The following is a 16,581-nucleotide window of genomic DNA, read 5'->3' as shown; positions in this document are numbered from 1 at the left end:
CACGTCCGATCAGCGCGTTCCCGCGGGCGCCGGGCTTTCCGGCGCCGGGCTCCCGGGTTCGGGGCCCCCAGGTTCGGGGCTCTGCGGCGCGGGGCTGCCCGGCGCGGGACTGCCCGGTGCCGGGCTCGACGGAGCGGGGCTCGCCGGCGTCCGGCCGCCGGGCGCCGTGGTCGCGGGCGACGGGCCGGCGGGCGACCCGGTCGGCGGCGGGCTCGCGGTGACCGGCGCGGGCTCGGTGACGCGCTCGCTGTAGGACACGCCGGGCTTGAGCGGCTGCCCCTGGAACAGCTCCGACACCGTGACGAGCGTGAACCCGCGCTTCTTCAGGCCGTCCACCACCGCCGGGATGGACTCGACGCTCGTCTTGTGGATGTCGTGGAACAGGATGATGCCGCCGGGCTTCGCCTCCTTGACGCCGACCCGGGTGTCGCGCGCGACGTTGTGGTAGCGCCAGTCGAGCGTGTCGACGCTCCACATGATGAGCGGCATCCCGATGTCGCGTCCGACGCGCTTGTTCGTCGCCCCGTACGGCGGGCGCATCAGCGTCGGCCTCACGCCGCCGGACGCGTCCTGGACGGCCTTCTGCGTCCGCTGGATCTGCGACCGCACCCCGGCGGGCGACATCCCGGTCAGCTGCGGATGGGACCAGCTGTGGTTGGCCAGTTCGTGCCCTTCGAGGGCCATCCGGCGCACCACGTCGCGATGGCTCCCCACGTTCTCGCCGAGCATGAAGAATGTGGCGCGCACGCCACCCTTCTTGAGCGTGTCGAGAAGGCCGGCCGTGTAGGGGCCCGGACCGTCGTCGAACGTGAGCGCGACGCACTTCACCCGGTCGCAGTCGATCCTGCGGGGCGGGGGCGGCGTCGGCGCGTGCGTCGCCGGCGTCTTCTTCCCCAGGGCGGCGTTCTGCCCGGCCGTCCGCGCCTGCTTCTTGTCCGCGTGGCTGCACCCCGCGACGAGCAGCAGTCCGGCCGCAATGACCGCGATTTTCCTGATCCGCACCACGCACCCCCGAACGTGTCGCTTCGGGGCGCCTAATACCCTCCGTCATGCTAAAGACACTCGCTGGTGCGGATACTCGTCCGTGACCGGTTCGCCGGCCCGGCGGAGCCGCGGTTCGCCGACCCGGCGGAGCCGCGGCGGGCCGGGCCGGCGGACGTCAGCGGAGCGGCCAGTCGGGCACCTCGGGCGGGAGGTCCTTGCTGACGCGCAGCGGGAACTCGGCGTCGCGCTTCTCCAGGAAGGAGGAGACGCCCTCGATCGCGTCGGCGCCGCCGCCGAGGGCGGCCATCAGGCGGGAGTCGGCGATGTGCGCGTCCCACGGGGACGGCGACGACAGGCCCGACCACATGAGGCGGCGGATCGCGGCGACGGAGACCGCGGAGGTGTTGTCGGCGATCTCGCGGGCGAGGGCGTAGGCGGCGGGGAGCAGTTCGTCGGGCGCGTACACGCGGGAGACGAGGCGGCCGGCGAGGGCCTCCTCGGCACCGAAGACGCGGCCGGTCGCGGCCCACTCCATGGCCTGCGCGATGCCGACGAGGCGGGGCAGGAACCAGCTGGACGCGGCCTCGGTGACGATGCCGCGGCGCGCGAAGACGAACCCGAACTTGGCCTTCTCGCTGGCGAGCCGGACGTCCATCGGGAGGGTCATGGTCACGCCGACGCCGACCGCGGCGCCGTTGAACGCGCCGATGACGGGCTTGAGGCAGCGGGCGATGCGCAGCGCGACGGTGCCGCCGCCGTCGCGCGGGGTGCCGTCCTCCAGGATGTCGTCCTCGCCGGCGAACATGTCCTTCGACTTCTCCTTGTCGAAGGTGTCGCCGCCGCCGCTCAGGTCGGCGCCCGCGCAGAACGCGCGGCCCGCGCCGGTCACCACGACCGCGCGGACGTCGTCGTCGGCGTCGATCCGGTCGAAGACGTCGAGCATCTCGTTGCGCATGGTGAACGTGTAGGCGTTCATCTTGTGCGGCCGGTTCAGCGTAACGGTGGCGATCCCGTCGCGAACCTCGTACTCGATCTCCTTGTACGGCATCTGCGAACCCCTCTCACGCTGGACAGAACCCGATTCTAGAACGAGTCTTCAGCTGCGGGGCGGTCAGCTCCGGGCTTCGGGGAAGAGCCGGAGCAGGACATCCCGGCGCCACTCGCCCTCGTCGCGTCCCGGCGGCGGGACGGCGACCAGCGCGCCGTCCCCGGCCTCCGCGAACCGGATCCCGACGCCGGGGGCGACTTCGGCGGGGGGCTCGCCGGTGGCCGCGAGGCGCCGCGCGAGGGCGCCGAGGACGCGCGCCCAGCCGTCCCCGAGATAGGGCGGCAGCGCCTCGGCGCGCAGCTCCGGCAGGCCCCGCGCGGCGAGGCCGACGGTGCGCAGGGTCAGGCCGTCCCGGCTCTCGGCTCCGACGACGCGGACCTCGGACGTGACGTCCGCCATGCGGAACCCTGCCTCCCTACTGGACTTTCTCCGATAAATTATGACAGTGAACTGGGCCGTGACGACGTACGACTCCGCCTTCGGGTACGTCTCCGCGCACGGTGCGCCCCTGGTCGACCTGCTCGATCCGCAGCCCGGCGAACGGGTCATCGACCTCGGGTGCGGCACCGGGACGTTCAGCGCGGAGATCGCAGAGCGGGGCGCCGAGGTGCTGGGCATCGACGGCAGTCCCGACATGGTCGCGCAGGCGACCGCGATGCACCCGGGGCTGTCGTTCATCGTCGGCGACGCCCACGACTTCACCGTCACCGAGTCCTTCGACGCCGTCGCCTCCAACGCCGCCCTGCACTGGATGACCCGCGACCCCGACGCCGTCATCGGGCGGGTGCACGCGGCGCTGCGCCCCGGCGGCCGGTTCGTCGGCGAGCTCGGCGGCGCCGGGAACTGCGCCGAGCTGATCGTCGCGATGCAGACGGCGTGGCGGGTGTTCGGCCTCGGCGAGCCGGAACTGCCCTGGTACTTCCCGTCGCCGGCCGCGTACGCGACCAAGCTGGAGGACGCCGGGTTCACGCTGCGGCTGCTGGAGCACGCCGAGCGCCCGACCCGGATGACCGAGGGCCCGAACGGCGCCGCCGACTGGGTCCGCGCCTACGCCGCCCGCGCGCTGGCCGACGTCCCGCCCGAGATGGTCGACCCGCTGCTCGACCGCGTCAACGACCTGGCCGCGCCCGCGCTGCGCCGCGAGTCCGGGTGGGTCGCCGACTACGTGCGGCTGCGGTTCGCCGCCGTCCGCCGGTCGGACGGGGCCGCGCCGCTGCCGTTCGGGCCGCTGGCGTCCGACCGCCCGCTCTGATTCCCGCCGCGTCCCGCCCCGTCCCGCCCCCGTCCCGCCGCCTAGGGTGGGAGGCATGCTGCGGTTGTACGACCATCGGACGGGACGTGCCGAGCCGCTGCCGGCCGGCCGGGGCCTGCGCGTCCAGATCCTGCCGGGCGCGGGGTACCGCACACTGGTGGTCGCCGACCTGCTGCGGCGCGTCGTGCAGCGGGGCGGGCGTCGCGTCCGCCTGGTGAGCACCCCGCTTGCCATGGGCGACGCCTACGCCGACTACAGCGTCGCGTCGGTCGAGGTGCTCGACGAGCCGCTGCCCGACGCCGACGTGTACATCTCCACTTCGGCCGGCACGGACACCGGCGCGCTGTGCCTGACCGTGCCCGCCGAGACCGGCGAGCCGCCCTCGGACCCGTCGGCCGCGCGGCTGGCGATGCTGGAGGTCCCCTACCGGGAGCCCCTGGACATGTCCGAGGCCCGGTCGTCCGCCGCGGGCGAGCGCCTGGACGGGTGGCGGCGCAAGGTCGCCGAGTGGGCGACGTCCCCGGGCCGTCCCATGAGCCGGGAGTACGCGGCGGAGGCGGAGGCCGCGCTCGCGGACGACCTCGGCGGCCCCGGCGCCCTCGCCGTCCTGGACCGCCTCGCCGCCGACCCGGGTGTGGCCCCGGGCGCGAAGCTGGAGACCTTCATCCACCTCGACATGGTGCTGGCGCTCGGGCTGGTGTCCGCGATCGGAACCGCCTGATCACTCCCCCTGACCGTGCCTCCGACGGCGTCCTCGATGGCACCTGCCCGGCAGATTAACCGCACCGCGAGGTGACCCGGGCTTCCGCGGTGCCTGGGAGAAGCTAACTTCGTATGCCGTGTCGACCGAAGCCCCAGAGTCCCCGGCCCCGGCGGCCCCCGAACCGCCGGTCCGCCCGAGGCGACGCCGTGCCCGCCCGCTGATGGCGAGCGTCGTCGCTCTCGCCGTGCTCCTGTTCGCGGCCGTCGGAGGGATCGGCTGGTACTTCGCGGGCGTCGCGATCGAGGTCGACCACTCCGCCGAGTACCCGCTGAGCATCGTCGACGCGGCGGACGGCACCGTCACACTGCCCCGCGAGCCGGAGACGGAACGCCCCGGGGAGTGGGCCCTCGTCTGGAAGGACGGGCGCGCCCTCCTCGGGCCCATCGTCGGGGGCGACGAGGACCGTGTCGTGCGGAAGGTCTCGTCCGTCGTCTCCGGTTCCCTCGTGAAGGGCGCGCCCGCGGCCATCGACCACTGGATGTACGACGGCGACCCCGAGCGGGCGTTGGGGCTGCCCTTCGAGAGCATCACGTATCCGTCCCAGGTGGGGCCGATGCCGGCGTGGCTGGTGCCGGGCTCCACCCTGCACGGGACATGGGTCATCGCCGTCCACGGCCGGAACGCGGACAAGGCGGAGACGCTCCGCGCCATGCGTTCCGTGCACGAGATGGGCCTTCCCATGCTGTCGATCGCGTACCGGAACGACGTGGGCGCGCCCTCCTCCGGCGACCGCAAGAACCATCTCGGCGACACGGAGTGGCACGACGTCATCTCCGCGATGGGCTACGCGCGCGCACACGGCGCGACCGGCGTCGTCCTGTACGGATGGTCGATGGGCGGTGCGATGGCGATGACGGCCCTCCGCAAGGACCCGTCGTTCGTCCGGGGCATCGTCCTGGACTCCCCCGTCCTGGACTGGAGCGCCACCCTGGACAAGCAGGGTGACGCCCGCAATCTGCCCGGCTTCATGACGGACGTGGCCAAGCGGGTCCTGGAATGGCGCATCGGCATCGACCTGACCGACTACGACCAGCGCCGCTACGCTCCCCGCCTACGGCGGCCGGTGCTCCTCTACACCGCCAGGGACGACGAGACCGTCGCCAACGGGCCCGCCTACACCTTCGCCAGGAAGGCCCCACCCGGCATGGTCACGCACATCAGCACACTCGGCGGCCACACCGAATCGTGGAACGTCGACCCGGCCGCCTACGAACGCGCCCTGAAGGCCTTCCTGAAGAGGGTCAGCTAGGGCGGACCTCCAGGAGGGTCTTGCCGACGGTCGACCGCGACTCGATCCCCCGGTGCGCGTCGGCGGCCCCGTCGAGTGGGAAACGCTGGCCGATCACCGGCCGGAGCCGTCCCCGGGCGGCCTCCTCCAGCGCGCTGATCGTGAACTCCCGGAGCCGCTCGGGCGTGGCGCTCGGCCGGACGAGCACCACCCCGCGCCGGGCCGCCTCCTCGTCCGGGATGTCCGCCCACTCACCGGACGCAAGGCCGAAACTGACCATGCGTCCACCACCGCGGAGCAGCGTGAACGCCTCGCGCGCCACATCGCCGCCGACCCCGTCGAAGACCACGTCCAACTCGCCGAGCTTCTTGGACCAGCCCGGCTCGCGGTAGTCGACCGCCTCGTCCGCCCCGAGGCGCAACGGGACCTCGGTCTTGTGCGCGCCCCCGGCCGCCGCCACGACCGTCGCGCCCCTCTCCTTCGCCAACTGGACGAGCAGCGTCCCGACCCCGCCGGCCGCCGCCTCCACCAGCACCCGCTCCCCCGGACGCGGGCCGGCCGCGTCCAGCATCATCACCGCCGTCCGTCCGTCCGCGAGCAGCGCCACCGCGTCATCGAGCGCCAGCCCGTCCGGGACGTCGAACAGCGCCTTCGCGTCCACGGCGACCTTCTCCGCGTAGGCGCCGCTGCCCCCGGTACTGCTCACGACCCGCCGCCCGGCCAGCGCGCCGTCCACGCCCGCGCCGACCGCCGTCACCACCCCGCCGACCCCGTTGCCCGGGATGACCGGCGGCTCCAGCCTCACCGGGGCCGGGCCGGTCCCCGCCCGCATCTGCGTCTCCACGAACGTGATGTTGGCGAACGCGACCTCGATCAGTACTTGCCCCTCGGCCGGAACCGGATCGGGCGCCTCCCCGGGGACGAGCACCTCAGGCCCGCCGAACCCCTTCAGCCACACCGCACGCATCGAACCCCTCCCATCAGCGATACTCCGCCGCCAGCCTGCTACCTCAACCATGGTCGAGGTCAAGCCGGTCGCAACGAATCTCTTTTCTCGTCACACGCATCTCTGTAAGCTTTCGCGCGTATTCCGCCCCCGTTGTCGGCTGCCGCTCAAGGAAGACGATGCGCGCCCGGTTGGTTCGTTCCTCCCCGCTCGGGTCAAACCGCGCCGCCGCCATGGTCGCCCTCCTGGCCGCGTGCACGGCCGCCGGCTGCGGCTCGTCCGGCTCGTCCTCGAACGGCGAACTCGCCCCGAACGGCTCCCTCGACAACGGCGCCGCCGCCCGCGCGACCGCCGGCGCCCCCTCGGCCGTCCCCACGGCGGAGCTTTACAAGACGGTCCTCCAGCGCTACCGCGCCTACCAGGACGCCTACCGCAAGGCCTACGAGACCAACGACCCGAGCGCCCTCCCCGACGTCGCCATGGACCCCCTGCTGACCGAGGTCACCAACGACGTGGAGGCCACGAAGGCCAAGGGCGTGATCTGGCGCTTCACGAACACGTTCAACCCGCGCGTGTACGCCCGCTCCAAGGACAGCACGAAGGTCTACGTGATCGACTGCGTCAGCACCCTCGCCGCCTACCGCTACTCCGCGCAGACCGGCAAGCGGACGGGGGACCTCCCCGCCGGGGCCTTCGTGTACCGGGCCACCGTGCAGTACGACTCCGGCACCTGGAAGGTCGCCGCCAACGTCCGGGACCGGCAATGCTGACGGTCCGCAGGGAAGGACATGCGATGTCGCCCAACACCTCCACCGGTCGCCGGACGGCCGCGGCCGTGCTCGCGACAACGGCCCTGGCAGTCCCCCTGGTCACCGCCGCGCCGAGCGCCCGGGCGGACGGCTGCGGGGTCGTCGGCGAACGCGGGAACTGCAACCTGATCGTCGGCACCCCCGGAACCGGCGGGGGTGGAGGCGGAACAGGCGGTGGCGGCACCGGCGGTCCCGTGCTGCCTCCTCCGCCAGAGGGTTTGACTCCCGATGAAGCCCCGGGCGTCGTGCAGGTTCCCGGGGGCCCCGCACCGCAGCCGGCGCCGCCCGACACGGCCGACCTGCTCGCCATGGCACGGGCCTCGGCGCCGTTCCCCAAGGTCGTTGTGCACACGGCACCCAAGGACAAGACGTATGTCGGGCTGCAGACGTCCCTGTGGGTGGAAGGCTTCGATGAAGTACAGACCCAGCCGATCACGATTGGCGCGCAGACCGTCCAGTTGACGGCCAAGCCCAAGTCGGTGATATGGGATCTGGTCGAGAAGCGCGACTTCGTCTGCACGGGCGCCGACGCCGGAAGGAAGGACAGCAAGACCTGCAACTACACCTTCAAGCGCTCGTCCGCGTCGCAGCCCGGAGGCAAGTACATGATCACGGCGACCATCAGCTGGGGCGTCGAGTGGACGTGTACGGGCGACGACTGCGACTCCGACGGCGCCGTCCTTCCGGACAACCCGATCTCGTCGGCGCCCACACCGCTCGTCGTCGGCGAGATCCAGACCAACACGGGCCAGTGACGCCGCCCGGACATCGGCTGCCGGGTTTCGTCGAACTCGCGAAGCTGGGGACGGGCGCCCAAGGCGAGGTCGTGCTCGCGCGCCACCAGTCCGGCGGCGGACCGGTCGCGATCAAGTACCTGGCCACCGGGTTACTCGGTGACCCTGCCGCCCGAAGTGTCTTCCGCCATGAAGCCCAGATGCTCAAGCGGGTCATCAACCCGCATGTGGCGCGCTTACTCGACTACCTGGAATCGCCCTGGGGCGCGGCGATCATCCTGGAGGCGGTCCCGGGGCGTCCACTCCGCAAGGTGCTGGACGAGCACGAGGGCGGACTGACCGCCGAAGCCGCGTTGGCGACGTTGAAGGGCTCGCTGCTCGGCCTCGCGGCCGCACACGCGGTCGGGGTCGTCCACCGCGACTACAAGCCTGGGAACGTGCTCGTCCAGGACGATGGGCAGAGCAAGCTCATCGACTTCGGGGTCGCGGTCCTCACCGGACAGGGCGGCCAGGCCGGGACGCCCGCGTACATGTCACCGGAGCAATGGGCGGGCGCAGCCGTCTCCCCCGCGACCGACCTTTATGCCGCAACCTGCGTCTTCGTCGAGTGCATCACCGGCAGGAAGCCGTTCGGAGGGACGACTCTCGCGGAACTGAAGACCGCGCACGAGCAGGGCTTCACAGCGTTCGAGAGCGTGCCCGGGCCATTGCGTCCACTCGTCCGGCGAGGCTTGGCGAAGAGCCCGGACGACCGGGCGGGAAGCGCCTACGAATTTGTGAGCGAGTTGGAATCGGTTGCGGTCCGGACTTACGGGCCAGACTGGGAAAGGCGCGGATTCCTCGCCCTCGGCGCAGTCGCCGCGACCGTGATGACGGCCGTTCCGCTAACAATGCTCGGCAGCGCTCTTCTGGCACCCGGAGCGTCCGCCACCGGAGCCGGTGCGGTCGCATCGACGGCGGCGGGGCACGTCTCGGCCGGGCTCGCTCAGGGCGCCACGTCGGTGGACGTGATGGCGAAGACCGGCGCGTCCGTGTCCAAGGGCTTCCTGGCCAAGATCGGCGGAGCGAAGGGAGCCGCCGGCATCGGGGTGGCCGGCGTAGGCGGTGTGATCGCGGCCTGGCTCTTCTGGCCCGGCCCCAAAGTGGGCGGGACGAGCCACGCCGGGGTGCACGCCTACTTCACCAACCCGGGTGCCCTCCTTGGCCAGAGATACCTGCCCGCCGCAGAGACCCCGTACATCGACTTCAAGTACACGCTCACCCCGGCCAGGGCGAAGACCGGAACGGAAGTGCGCCTCGTCGAAGAGTTCCGGGGACGCACTCCTGGAGCCCTTTACTACACTCCGAGCGGTGAACGCCAATGCTTCGGCGACAAGGCGGACCCGCCCAAAACCCACGCATACAGCTGGGGAATCGGGCTCGGCAAAGATCAACTCGACGTCAAGAGTACGGATTACCTCACCTTTTACCGTATGCCACCGGCGAAACGAAACGACATTCCGCAGAAGTTGTCGGGCGCTGTCACCCTTCCCGTCCGGGGCGACACCGTCGGCGAACACCAGCCGTTCGTCCGGGCGGAATGCGCCACCATGAGCCGGTGGACGACCACGACGAGGATCGTCCTCCCCGACCACAAGGTGCTACCGCCCGGCAGGTATCTGGTGACACCGCATGCGCCAATGAAGGTCACAAGGGCGGTACGGGAAGACGAGGCGATCCCCCCGGAGTCCGCAGGAGCCAGAGTCGACGGGACCCTGCCGATGATCGAGATACTGGACGACTGACGCCCTGGCATCACCCCGGTGCTCCGGCCCCACACCGATGGGCAAGCACAGTCGCCGGACGCCGACGTCCTGAGGTGCGTGCCACGACTCGGCGCACGTCCGCCCCGTTCAGACGTCGGCATCGGGCAGCAGCGCCCACACGACCTTCCCGCCGAGCGACTGAGCGCCCCACTCCTTGACCAGCACGCCCATCATCACCTCATCACCAGCCCCCCGTCCGCCCTCGCTCAGCAGTTCCGCAGGCGACGCGACCGGCAGGACGTCGGACGAGTCGAGGACCTCCATCACGGTCCCCTTGTCCGCCTGGACGAGCCGCACGGTCGCCGCAGCGCTCCCCGTATGACGCAGGACGTTCGTGACGAGCTCGGACACCACGCCCTTCGCCACATAGGCGTCCTGGCCCCACCTCTCCAGTACGTCCTCCACCCAGTCCCGAGCCAGCTTGATCGACTCGCCCTGAACCGGCACAACGATCTCCGCGGGGCCCTGCATGAACGATCACCTCCGATCTTCGTGACTCCGCGCACAGCTTCCACTCCAAAGCGTAGCGTGACCGCCTAAGCCCGATAACTCACGCAGACCGTTGTCAAAGGTGTGAGCCGGTTCCAAGGAGGTGTGCCAGATGGCTGCACGCAGGCCGACCCGCCAGACGATCGCCTTCGGCCAAGAAGCGACACGACTACGCCACGAGACCGGCCTTTCGCGGCTTGACCTGGCAAAACGCGCCGCCGTGAGCCGCAGTTACGTCGCCCAAGTGGAGAACGGAACGACCCGCTGCAGGAGGGACTTCGCCATACGACTGGACGAGGCCCTCGGCACCGGCACCGCGCTCACTGACGCATGGGACGCCTCCGTCAAGGCCTCCGCCCACCCGAAGTGAGAAAGGCCCGGCAGAGCAACGATCAGGGCGGTTCATGCGTGGAGTTGGCAGCCGTCAGCGGCGCGGTAGGTGTGCGGGACTCCAAGGACCCGGACGGCCCCAGGCTCGTCCTCGCCCCGGCCGAATTCCACGCCCTCCTCGCCGACCTCAAGAAGCGCTAGCTTCCAACTGGCCGCAGAGGCCCGATCGCCGGGCCGGGGCCCTGCCACGCCCAGCCGTTTCCTGACTCCTCGCGGGAATGGCGTTGGTCGCGGGTACTGTTGGTGCCGGCTCATCGGGACTAGTCGTGCTAGTCCCGGACGAGCCGACGGGGCTTACCGTGTTCGGGGGCCGTCCGACGCGCATGCACGCAGGCTGGGAGTGAAAATGGTCAGCGTCAAAGGCCGTTTTGAGTATTCCGACGGGCTGACTCCCGGGCAATCGAAATATGGCGGCATTCATCACAACCTGTACGACGAGCAGGGGCACCTCGTCGGGCACGGCACGTTCTTTCCTGATGACGAGGACGGCTCGCCGACCGGAATGCCATCAATCTATTCTGATGGTGCCGATGAGTATGCGTCGGATGAAGATGACGATGACCTAGCGGAGATTCAGAAGATTGTCGCCGCGTTGGTCGTCCTGGGCACCCTCAAGGCCGTGGAGAAGGCTGCGCCGCACCTCAGGAAATGGTGGAGGGACCAGGCGCTTCCGTTCGTGAAGTCGGCGCGGAAGAGGCTTGCCAGGGTTCGTGAGGGCGACGGCGCACAGGTGGAGAACCTGATCGAGTGCGTGCCTTCGATGCTGGTCGACGCGCCTCCGGAGTCCTCGGGAGAGGTGGTCGCCGCGCTCGAGGAGTATCGAGCCGGCATGAGCGGCACGGAAGCGCGGGAGCGGTTCGTTGCGGCGCTGACGGCCGGGCTACTCAGCGAAAAGGCCCGCCTTTACAGTGAAGGGCAGATGAGGGTGTTGCTCAATGCCCGGATCGAGGACGCGGAGTTGAAGAGCGTGCTGGAGACCGTCACGCCCGAGCAAGTCGCGGACGGCATCAAGCTGATGCTTGAGGCGAATCCGTCGTTGCTCGACGAGTTCACGGCAAGAGGTCGTTCCATCAACCGGGGGATCTAGGCGGGTTTGCGGGCCATGCCGCCCCAGAGGGCGGCGGGGGCGGCGGCTTCCAGGTCGGAGCGGGGGCGCCACTTGGGGACTTCGACCACGCCGGGGTCGATGAGGTCCAGGCCGCGGAAGAAGGCGGTGACCTGGTCGCGGTCGCGCAGTGTGACCGCCTCCGCCGAGTTCGCGTTCATGGTCCGCGCGAACGCGGCCATCTCCTCGGGGAAGATGTCCTTCGCGGTGTGGGACACCACCAGGTGACTGCCCGGGGGGACGGCGTCCATCAGCGTGTTCACGATCTGGTACGGGTCCGACTCGTCCGGGACGAAGTGGAGGACGGCGACGAGCATGATCGCGATCGGCCGGGTGAAGTCCAGCGTGCGGGCGGCCTCCCGCAGGATCTTGCCGGGGTCGCGCAGGTCGGCGTCGATGTAGTCGGTCAGGCCCGCGTCGGTGCTCTTCAGCAGCGCCTCGGCGTGGGTCAGGACGATCGGGTCGTTGTCGACGTAGGCGATCCGGCATTCGGGGACGATCGCCTGGGCGACCTCGTGGGTGTTGTTGGCCGACGGCAGCCCGGTGCCGATGTCCAGGAACTGGTGGATGCCGGCCTCGGCGACCAGGTACTCCACCGTCCGCGCCAGGAACGCGCGGTTGGCGCGCACGGACTTGACCGTGGCCGGGAACGCCTGCAGCCCGGCTTCGGCGGCGGCCCGGTCGGCGGCGAAGTTGTCCTTGCCGCCCAGCCAGACGTCGTAGACCCGGGCGGGGTGGGGGACGCTCGTGTTCACCCGGGAAAGCTTGTCCTGACCCGACGACTCTCCAGGCAGATCCGATGCCACGAACGTCTCCTCAAGCACCGCCGTTGAAATGTCCCGAACCACCATATATCCGCACGCTGCGCGCGGTTCGGGGATCAGGTCAGGTCGGCGGCGGTCATGCCAGGCGGATGGCCCAGGGGCCACTGGACGAGTTCGATCTTGCAGCCGTCGGGGTCGTCTAGTGCGGTGACCACGAATGTCGGCAGGATCGTCCCTGCGTTGACCTGCGGCGTGTCGTTGTTATCGGCCTCGCCAAAACAACGACACGCCGCAGGTCAACGCACCCGGTGAACCTTGATGGCCCGCACTAGTGACCGTGCGTCTTGACGCGGTTCGCCTCGGCGTAGAGCTGGGGACGGGCGAACCATTCGGCGTCGAGGCGCTGGCCGGTGAGCGACTCCAGGGTGGCCATCGCGGTCTCCCAGTCCGGGCCCGGGGTGGTCTGCGCGGCGAGGTCGCACAGCGCGCCGAGGTGGTCGGTCAGGGCGTCCGGGTCGGCGCCCCACCGGGTCAGCGGGTCGAGCACGTCCAGTTCGGTGATCAGCACGCCGTCGACGAGACGGTAGAGCCGGTTGTGGTTGTTGATCAGCCAGAACACCGAGTGGACCGTGGCGTCCCGGCTGAGCTGCCTCAGCGCCTCCACCTCGGCGGCGGCGGTGCCGAAGGCGACGATGACGAGCACGTCGCCGCGGTCTTCGAGGAACACCGCGTCGACGAAGTCGTAGTCGCCGTCGTCGTCCGGGCGGCGGGTGGTCAGGGCGTCCGGGTCGCCGTGCAACCGGCGCACCAGGTCCCGCACCGTCAGGCCGGCCCTGTGCGGGCGGACGACCGTCCAGGACAGGCTCTCCCCCGGGCAGACCGGAAGGTGGAACAACTGGTCGAGCGTCCGCACGTAGTGCTCGATCTGCTCCTGCGTCGGGCCCGCCATGATCGGCTCCTTCGGTCGGCGGTCCGCCCGACGCTACCGGAGCGCTGGGCGGGTGGGGGGCGAAGCGCGCTGGTAGGATCGCGGCCGATGCGCGGGCGGATGCGGTGACGCAGCCTGGTGGCCCGCCCCGGCGCGATACGGCCGATAGTCGTTCGGCGCGGGACTCGTCCGCCCGCTCGTCCACAGTTAGGTTCCCCGGTGCTGCTCTCCCCTCTGGCCGATCGTCGCTTGAAGGCCGCGGCGGGCGCGGTCAGGGGCCACTGGCTGTTCGCGGCCGTGCTGCTCGCGGGCGTGGCGCTGCGGGTCGTGGCCATGCTGGGCTTCCGGGGCGTGCTGTGGTTCAACGACAGCTACGACTTCGTCCGGATCGCGGACGACCCCTTCCCGCATCCGCTCCGGCCGTCCGGTTACGGGCTGTTCCTGTGGGTGTTGAAGCCGTTCCACAGCCTGGCGCTCGTGACGGTGCTGCAGCACGCGGCGATCGTCGGGATCGCGGCGGTCGGGTACCGGATGCTCGTCCGCGACTTCGAGGTGCGCAGGACGTGGGCGGCGCTCGCGGTGGCGCCGATCCTGCTGGACTCGTACCAGATCGAACTCGAGCACCTGCTCCTGTCGGACACCGTGTTCACCGTCCTGGTGTTCGGGGCGATGCTGCTGGTGGCGAAGCCGGGCGCGACCGGGTGGCGGCGGGCGGCCGTGGTGGGGGCGCTGCTGGGCGTGGCGGCCGTCACGCGCACGGTGGGGCTGCCGCTGTTCGCGATCGTCGTGGTCTATCTGGTCGTGCGGCGGACGAGGTGGCCGGTGTACGCGGCGCTGGCGGTGACGTTCGTGCTGCCCGTGGGCGCGTACGCGGCGTGGTTCCAGCAGGAGCACGGCCGGTTCGCGATGACCGGGGTGGACGGCATCTTCCTGTGGGGGCGGACGGCCGCGTTCGCCGACTGCGACGCGCACACGCCGCCCCGTGACCTGGCGAGCCTCTGCCCGTACGGGGAGAAGGGCAGCCGGCCGGCCTCGTCCCACCAGATCTGGGAGGCGAACTCGCCGACCGGGTGGTCGAACGGGCGGGCGTTCGACGAGGAGACCAACGCGCGGGCGCAGCGGTTCGCGGTGTGGGCGATCCGGAACCAGCCGGTCGACTATCTGCGGGTCGTGTCGTACGACTTCTTCGTCCGGACGTTCGCGTGGCACCGCTCGCAGTATCCGACGGTCGGGACCGAGGCCAGGTACCACTTCCCGACCAAGCCGACCGCGCGCAAGCCCGGTCTGCCCGTCCTCGGCGGCGGCGACCGGCAGTCGGTCGTCCGCGAGTACTCGCACGGGACGGGACGAACGCACATCGTCGAGCCGTACGCCGGGTTCATGCGCGGCTACCAGGAGCGTGTGAGCGTGCCCGGCACCGTGCTCGGGGCCGTTCTGCTCGCGGGCGCGGCCGGGATCGTGTGGCGGCGGGCACGCGCGCGGACCGCGCTGTTCTGGACGCCCGCCGTCGCGCTGCTGGCCGTCCCTCCGGCGATCGTCGATTTCGACTACCGGTACATGCTGCCCGCCCTGCCGTTCGCGTGCTTCGCCGCCGCGATGGCGTGGGGCCGCCGCGGGCCGGCGCCCGCCCCGGCCCGGGGGGCGGCCGAGGAGGCCGAGCCCGAGGTGCAGCCGGCCGACGCCTGACGCCTCGTGCGCGCCGCCCTGGTGCACGCCGCGGGACCTCCGGCCACCGGCCGGTCGCGGGCACCCTGGACGCGGAATGAGTACATCAGCGGATGGCCGGCCCTCGCCCGCGTCCGCGATCATGGCCGCATGCGCCGACTCGCGATCGTCCTGCTGACCTGCCTGATGACCGCCGGGTGCGGCCAGGTCCCCTACTCCGAGGCGGGCGCCACGGCGGAGGACCGGGCCACCGACGACGCGCGGCGGACCGCGGACCTGGCCGGCGACAAGCTCTACACCGCCCGGGTGATCCCCGGGCGGGACCTGGCGCACCGCGCGGCGGATCTCGACGGCGTCGAGGTCATGAGCATGGCGGGCGCCTCGACCGCCGGGACCGGGGTGGTCCTCGTCGTGCGCGTCTCCGGCACGGGGGCGCCTGCCAGGCCGTACTACGGCGAGCCCGTCACCGTGCGGCGCTGCTTCCGGATGCGGTTCTCGACGACCACCGAATGGAAGGACTACGGCACTCGCCTCGTGACCTGCCCGGCCGGGGCGGCACTGAAGTTCGGACCATGGCCGAAGACGCCGCAGATCCCCCGCGAGAAGCTGCGGAAGGCGCTGCCACGCGTCCCGGTGGGAGGCCGCGCGGACGAGGCGGAGGTCCGCGCGGCGGTCGCGTCGCTCCACCTGGACCCGGCGATCAGCAGCGAGTTCGCGACCAGGGGGGACGTCGTCGGCCTGGTCCTGAGGGTGAAGCCGTACCTGTCGGAGGCGTTCGACTGCGTCCTCGCCCGCGTCGCGCCGGGCAGGACGAGCGTGTGGTCGCCGCCCCGGATCCAGCGGATGCCGGGCGAGGGCGGCTGCGGCGCCGGCAACGCCGTCGACCCGGCGCCCCCGCCGCACTAGAGGTCGCCGAGGCGGGCGGCGGCGACCTTCTTCGGCACGACCATCCGCCACGCCTCGGTGACCAGCTCCCGCATCTCGGGCTCGTCGAGCGCGGCCGTCCAGGCGTGCACCCAGTTGAACCGCATGTCCGATTCGCGGGGCAGGTGGAACTTGGCGGGCTCGGAGGCCACCAGCGCGGCCCGCTCCTCCTTGGGGAACGCGAAGCCCATGACGGTCTCGTCGCGCGAGAAGGCGACGTAGACGATCGAGCCGACGCGGAACTTCACGTGGTCCCTGATGAGGTGCTCCGACGTGCGGGGCAGCGTCCGCGTGAGCGCCCGCACCTGCTCGACCGTGATCATCGTGTCCTCCTGTGGCCGCGGGTCCCCCAGCCAAGCACCCGGCACCGACAAAGTTGTTAGATTCGCCCGCGTGAGGGGGCGAATGTGAACGAACTGGTGCGCTGGCAGACCGAGCACGGGACCATCGTCGTGGAGAGCGACGACCAGGAGCCGGGGTTCGCGTCGGTGTCGCGGACGGGCGAGATCTTCCACGAGGCGGCGGGCAAGTTCGAGGACGCGTTCCGGAACGTCCGGGAGGCGGCGCAGTCGGCGCTGGCCTCGCTGCGCGGCGGCGACCTGAACCCCGACGCGGTCGAGCTGGAGTTCGGCGTCAAGCTGAACGCCGCGGCCGGGGCGGTCATCGCGAAGACTTCCGTCGAGGGGCACCTCAAGGTCAAGATGACGTGGGGGCGGCCGAGCCCGGACGCCGCGCAGGAGGCATAGC

20 protein-coding genes are annotated in these 16,581 nt (G+C 71.1%); 12 read left to right on the top strand and 8 right to left on the bottom strand.

Features of this window, described 5'->3' with window-relative positions; genetic code table 11:
• Nucleotides 1-9: 9 nt before the first annotated feature.
• The 3 genes from SM611_RS20710 to SM611_RS20700 form a co-directional block, all read right to left on the bottom strand.
• Nucleotides 10-1,002, bottom strand: a complete 993-nt coding sequence (locus tag SM611_RS20710) for a polysaccharide deacetylase family protein (protein ID WP_371951490.1) — start codon at nucleotides 1,000-1,002, stop codon at nucleotides 10-12.
• A 157-nt stretch (nucleotides 1,003-1,159) separates the two neighbouring features.
• A complete protein-coding gene (locus SM611_RS20705; RefSeq protein ID WP_371951489.1) occupies nucleotides 1,160-2,032 on the bottom strand; it encodes a crotonase/enoyl-CoA hydratase family protein in 873 nt (290 codons plus the stop codon).
• A 63-nt stretch (nucleotides 2,033-2,095) separates the two neighbouring features.
• Nucleotides 2,096-2,431, bottom strand: coding sequence for a hypothetical protein (locus SM611_RS20700; protein WP_371951488.1), 336 nt, complete (start codon nucleotides 2,429-2,431; stop codon nucleotides 2,096-2,098).
• Between the two features lie 46 nt (nucleotides 2,432-2,477).
• Between SM611_RS20700 and SM611_RS20695 the strand changes: the two genes are divergently transcribed.
• From SM611_RS20695 to SM611_RS20685, 3 genes are all read left to right on the top strand, one after another.
• Entirely contained in the window at nucleotides 2,478-3,284 is an 807-nt protein-coding gene (locus SM611_RS20695; RefSeq protein WP_371951487.1) for a class I SAM-dependent methyltransferase, read from the top strand.
• A 55-nt stretch (nucleotides 3,285-3,339) separates the two neighbouring features.
• On the top strand, nucleotides 3,340-4,005 hold the full coding sequence (locus tag SM611_RS20690; protein ID WP_371951486.1) for a hypothetical protein: 666 nt from the start codon (nucleotides 3,340-3,342) through the stop codon (nucleotides 4,003-4,005).
• Between the two features lie 202 nt (nucleotides 4,006-4,207).
• Complete coding sequence (locus SM611_RS20685; protein ID WP_371951485.1) at nucleotides 4,208-5,296, top strand: alpha/beta hydrolase family protein; 1,089 nt, start codon at nucleotides 4,208-4,210, stop codon at nucleotides 5,294-5,296.
• Here SM611_RS20685 and SM611_RS20680 read toward each other — a convergent pair.
• The gene (locus SM611_RS20680; protein WP_371951484.1) at nucleotides 5,289-6,242 is read right to left on the bottom strand and encodes a zinc-binding dehydrogenase; all 954 of its coding nucleotides are present in this window, start codon (nucleotides 6,240-6,242) and stop codon (nucleotides 5,289-5,291) included. The genes SM611_RS20685 and SM611_RS20680 overlap by 8 nt on opposite strands.
• A 158-nt stretch (nucleotides 6,243-6,400) precedes the next feature.
• On the opposite strand from SM611_RS20680, the gene SM611_RS20675 reads away from it, so the two are divergent.
• Genes SM611_RS20675 through SM611_RS20665 form a run of 3 tightly spaced genes read left to right on the top strand, consistent with a single transcriptional unit; the run spans nucleotide 6,401 to nucleotide 9,548 of the window.
• Nucleotides 6,401-6,991 (top strand): hypothetical protein, encoded by a 591-nt coding sequence (locus SM611_RS20675; protein WP_371951483.1) that lies wholly within the window; start codon nucleotides 6,401-6,403, stop codon nucleotides 6,989-6,991.
• Nucleotides 6,985-7,785 (top strand): hypothetical protein, encoded by an 801-nt coding sequence (locus SM611_RS20670; RefSeq protein WP_371951482.1) that lies wholly within the window; start codon nucleotides 6,985-6,987, stop codon nucleotides 7,783-7,785. The genes SM611_RS20675 and SM611_RS20670 overlap by 7 nt, the downstream gene beginning before the upstream one ends.
• On the top strand, nucleotides 7,782-9,548 hold the full coding sequence (locus tag SM611_RS20665; protein ID WP_371951481.1) for a serine/threonine-protein kinase: 1,767 nt from the start codon (nucleotides 7,782-7,784) through the stop codon (nucleotides 9,546-9,548). The genes SM611_RS20670 and SM611_RS20665 overlap by 4 nt, the downstream gene beginning before the upstream one ends.
• Nucleotides 9,549-9,656: 108 nt before the next feature.
• Here the strand turns inward: SM611_RS20665 and SM611_RS20660 are convergent, their stop codons facing one another.
• On the bottom strand, nucleotides 9,657-10,040 hold the full coding sequence (locus SM611_RS20660) for an ATP-binding protein (protein ID WP_371951480.1): 384 nt from the start codon (nucleotides 10,038-10,040) through the stop codon (nucleotides 9,657-9,659).
• 130 nt (nucleotides 10,041-10,170) lie between these two features.
• Here SM611_RS20660 and SM611_RS20655 point away from each other — a divergent pair, with 130 nt between their 5' ends.
• From SM611_RS20655 to SM611_RS20645, 3 genes are all read left to right on the top strand, one after another.
• The gene (locus SM611_RS20655) at nucleotides 10,171-10,428 is read left to right on the top strand and encodes a helix-turn-helix domain-containing protein (protein ID WP_371951479.1); all 258 of its coding nucleotides are present in this window, start codon (nucleotides 10,171-10,173) and stop codon (nucleotides 10,426-10,428) included.
• Nucleotides 10,389-10,589, top strand: a complete 201-nt coding sequence (locus tag SM611_RS20650) for a DUF397 domain-containing protein (protein ID WP_371951478.1) — start codon at nucleotides 10,389-10,391, stop codon at nucleotides 10,587-10,589. The genes SM611_RS20655 and SM611_RS20650 overlap by 40 nt, the downstream gene beginning before the upstream one ends.
• A gap of 205 nt (nucleotides 10,590-10,794) precedes the next feature.
• Complete coding sequence (locus SM611_RS20645; RefSeq protein ID WP_371951477.1) at nucleotides 10,795-11,535, top strand: hypothetical protein; 741 nt, start codon at nucleotides 10,795-10,797, stop codon at nucleotides 11,533-11,535.
• Here SM611_RS20645 and SM611_RS20640 read toward each other — a convergent pair.
• Entirely contained in the window at nucleotides 11,532-12,308 is a 777-nt protein-coding gene (locus SM611_RS20640) for an SAM-dependent methyltransferase (protein ID WP_371951476.1), read from the bottom strand. The genes SM611_RS20645 and SM611_RS20640 overlap by 4 nt on opposite strands.
• Nucleotides 12,309-12,645: 337 nt before the next feature.
• The gene (locus tag SM611_RS20635; RefSeq protein WP_371951475.1) at nucleotides 12,646-13,266 is read right to left on the bottom strand and encodes a DUF6461 domain-containing protein; all 621 of its coding nucleotides are present in this window, start codon (nucleotides 13,264-13,266) and stop codon (nucleotides 12,646-12,648) included.
• 198 nt (nucleotides 13,267-13,464) lie between these two features.
• On the opposite strand from SM611_RS20635, the gene SM611_RS20630 reads away from it, so the two are divergent.
• Nucleotides 13,465-14,931 (top strand): hypothetical protein, encoded by a 1,467-nt coding sequence (locus tag SM611_RS20630; RefSeq protein ID WP_371951474.1) that lies wholly within the window; start codon nucleotides 13,465-13,467, stop codon nucleotides 14,929-14,931.
• 129 nt (nucleotides 14,932-15,060) lie between these two features.
• A complete protein-coding gene (locus tag SM611_RS20625) occupies nucleotides 15,061-15,816 on the top strand; it encodes a hypothetical protein (RefSeq protein ID WP_371951473.1) in 756 nt (251 codons plus the stop codon).
• On the opposite strand, the gene SM611_RS20620 is transcribed toward SM611_RS20625, so the two are convergent.
• Nucleotides 15,813-16,157 (bottom strand): MmcQ/YjbR family DNA-binding protein, encoded by a 345-nt coding sequence (locus tag SM611_RS20620; RefSeq protein ID WP_371951472.1) that lies wholly within the window; start codon nucleotides 16,155-16,157, stop codon nucleotides 15,813-15,815. The two genes, SM611_RS20625 and SM611_RS20620, sit on opposite strands and share 4 nt — an antisense overlap.
• A gap of 84 nt (nucleotides 16,158-16,241) precedes the next feature.
• Here SM611_RS20620 and SM611_RS20615 point away from each other — a divergent pair, with 84 nt between their 5' ends.
• On the top strand, nucleotides 16,242-16,580 hold the full coding sequence (locus SM611_RS20615) for a CU044_2847 family protein (RefSeq protein ID WP_371951471.1): 339 nt from the start codon (nucleotides 16,242-16,244) through the stop codon (nucleotides 16,578-16,580).
• Nucleotide 16,581: the final 1 nt, after the last annotated feature.

The sequence above is a fragment of the Actinomadura monticuli genome, from assembly GCF_041463655.1.
GTDB classification, from domain to species: Bacteria; Actinomycetota; Actinomycetes; order Streptosporangiales; family Streptosporangiaceae; genus Spirillospora; species Spirillospora monticuli.
This window is presented reverse-complemented; position numbering and strand designations above follow the sequence as displayed.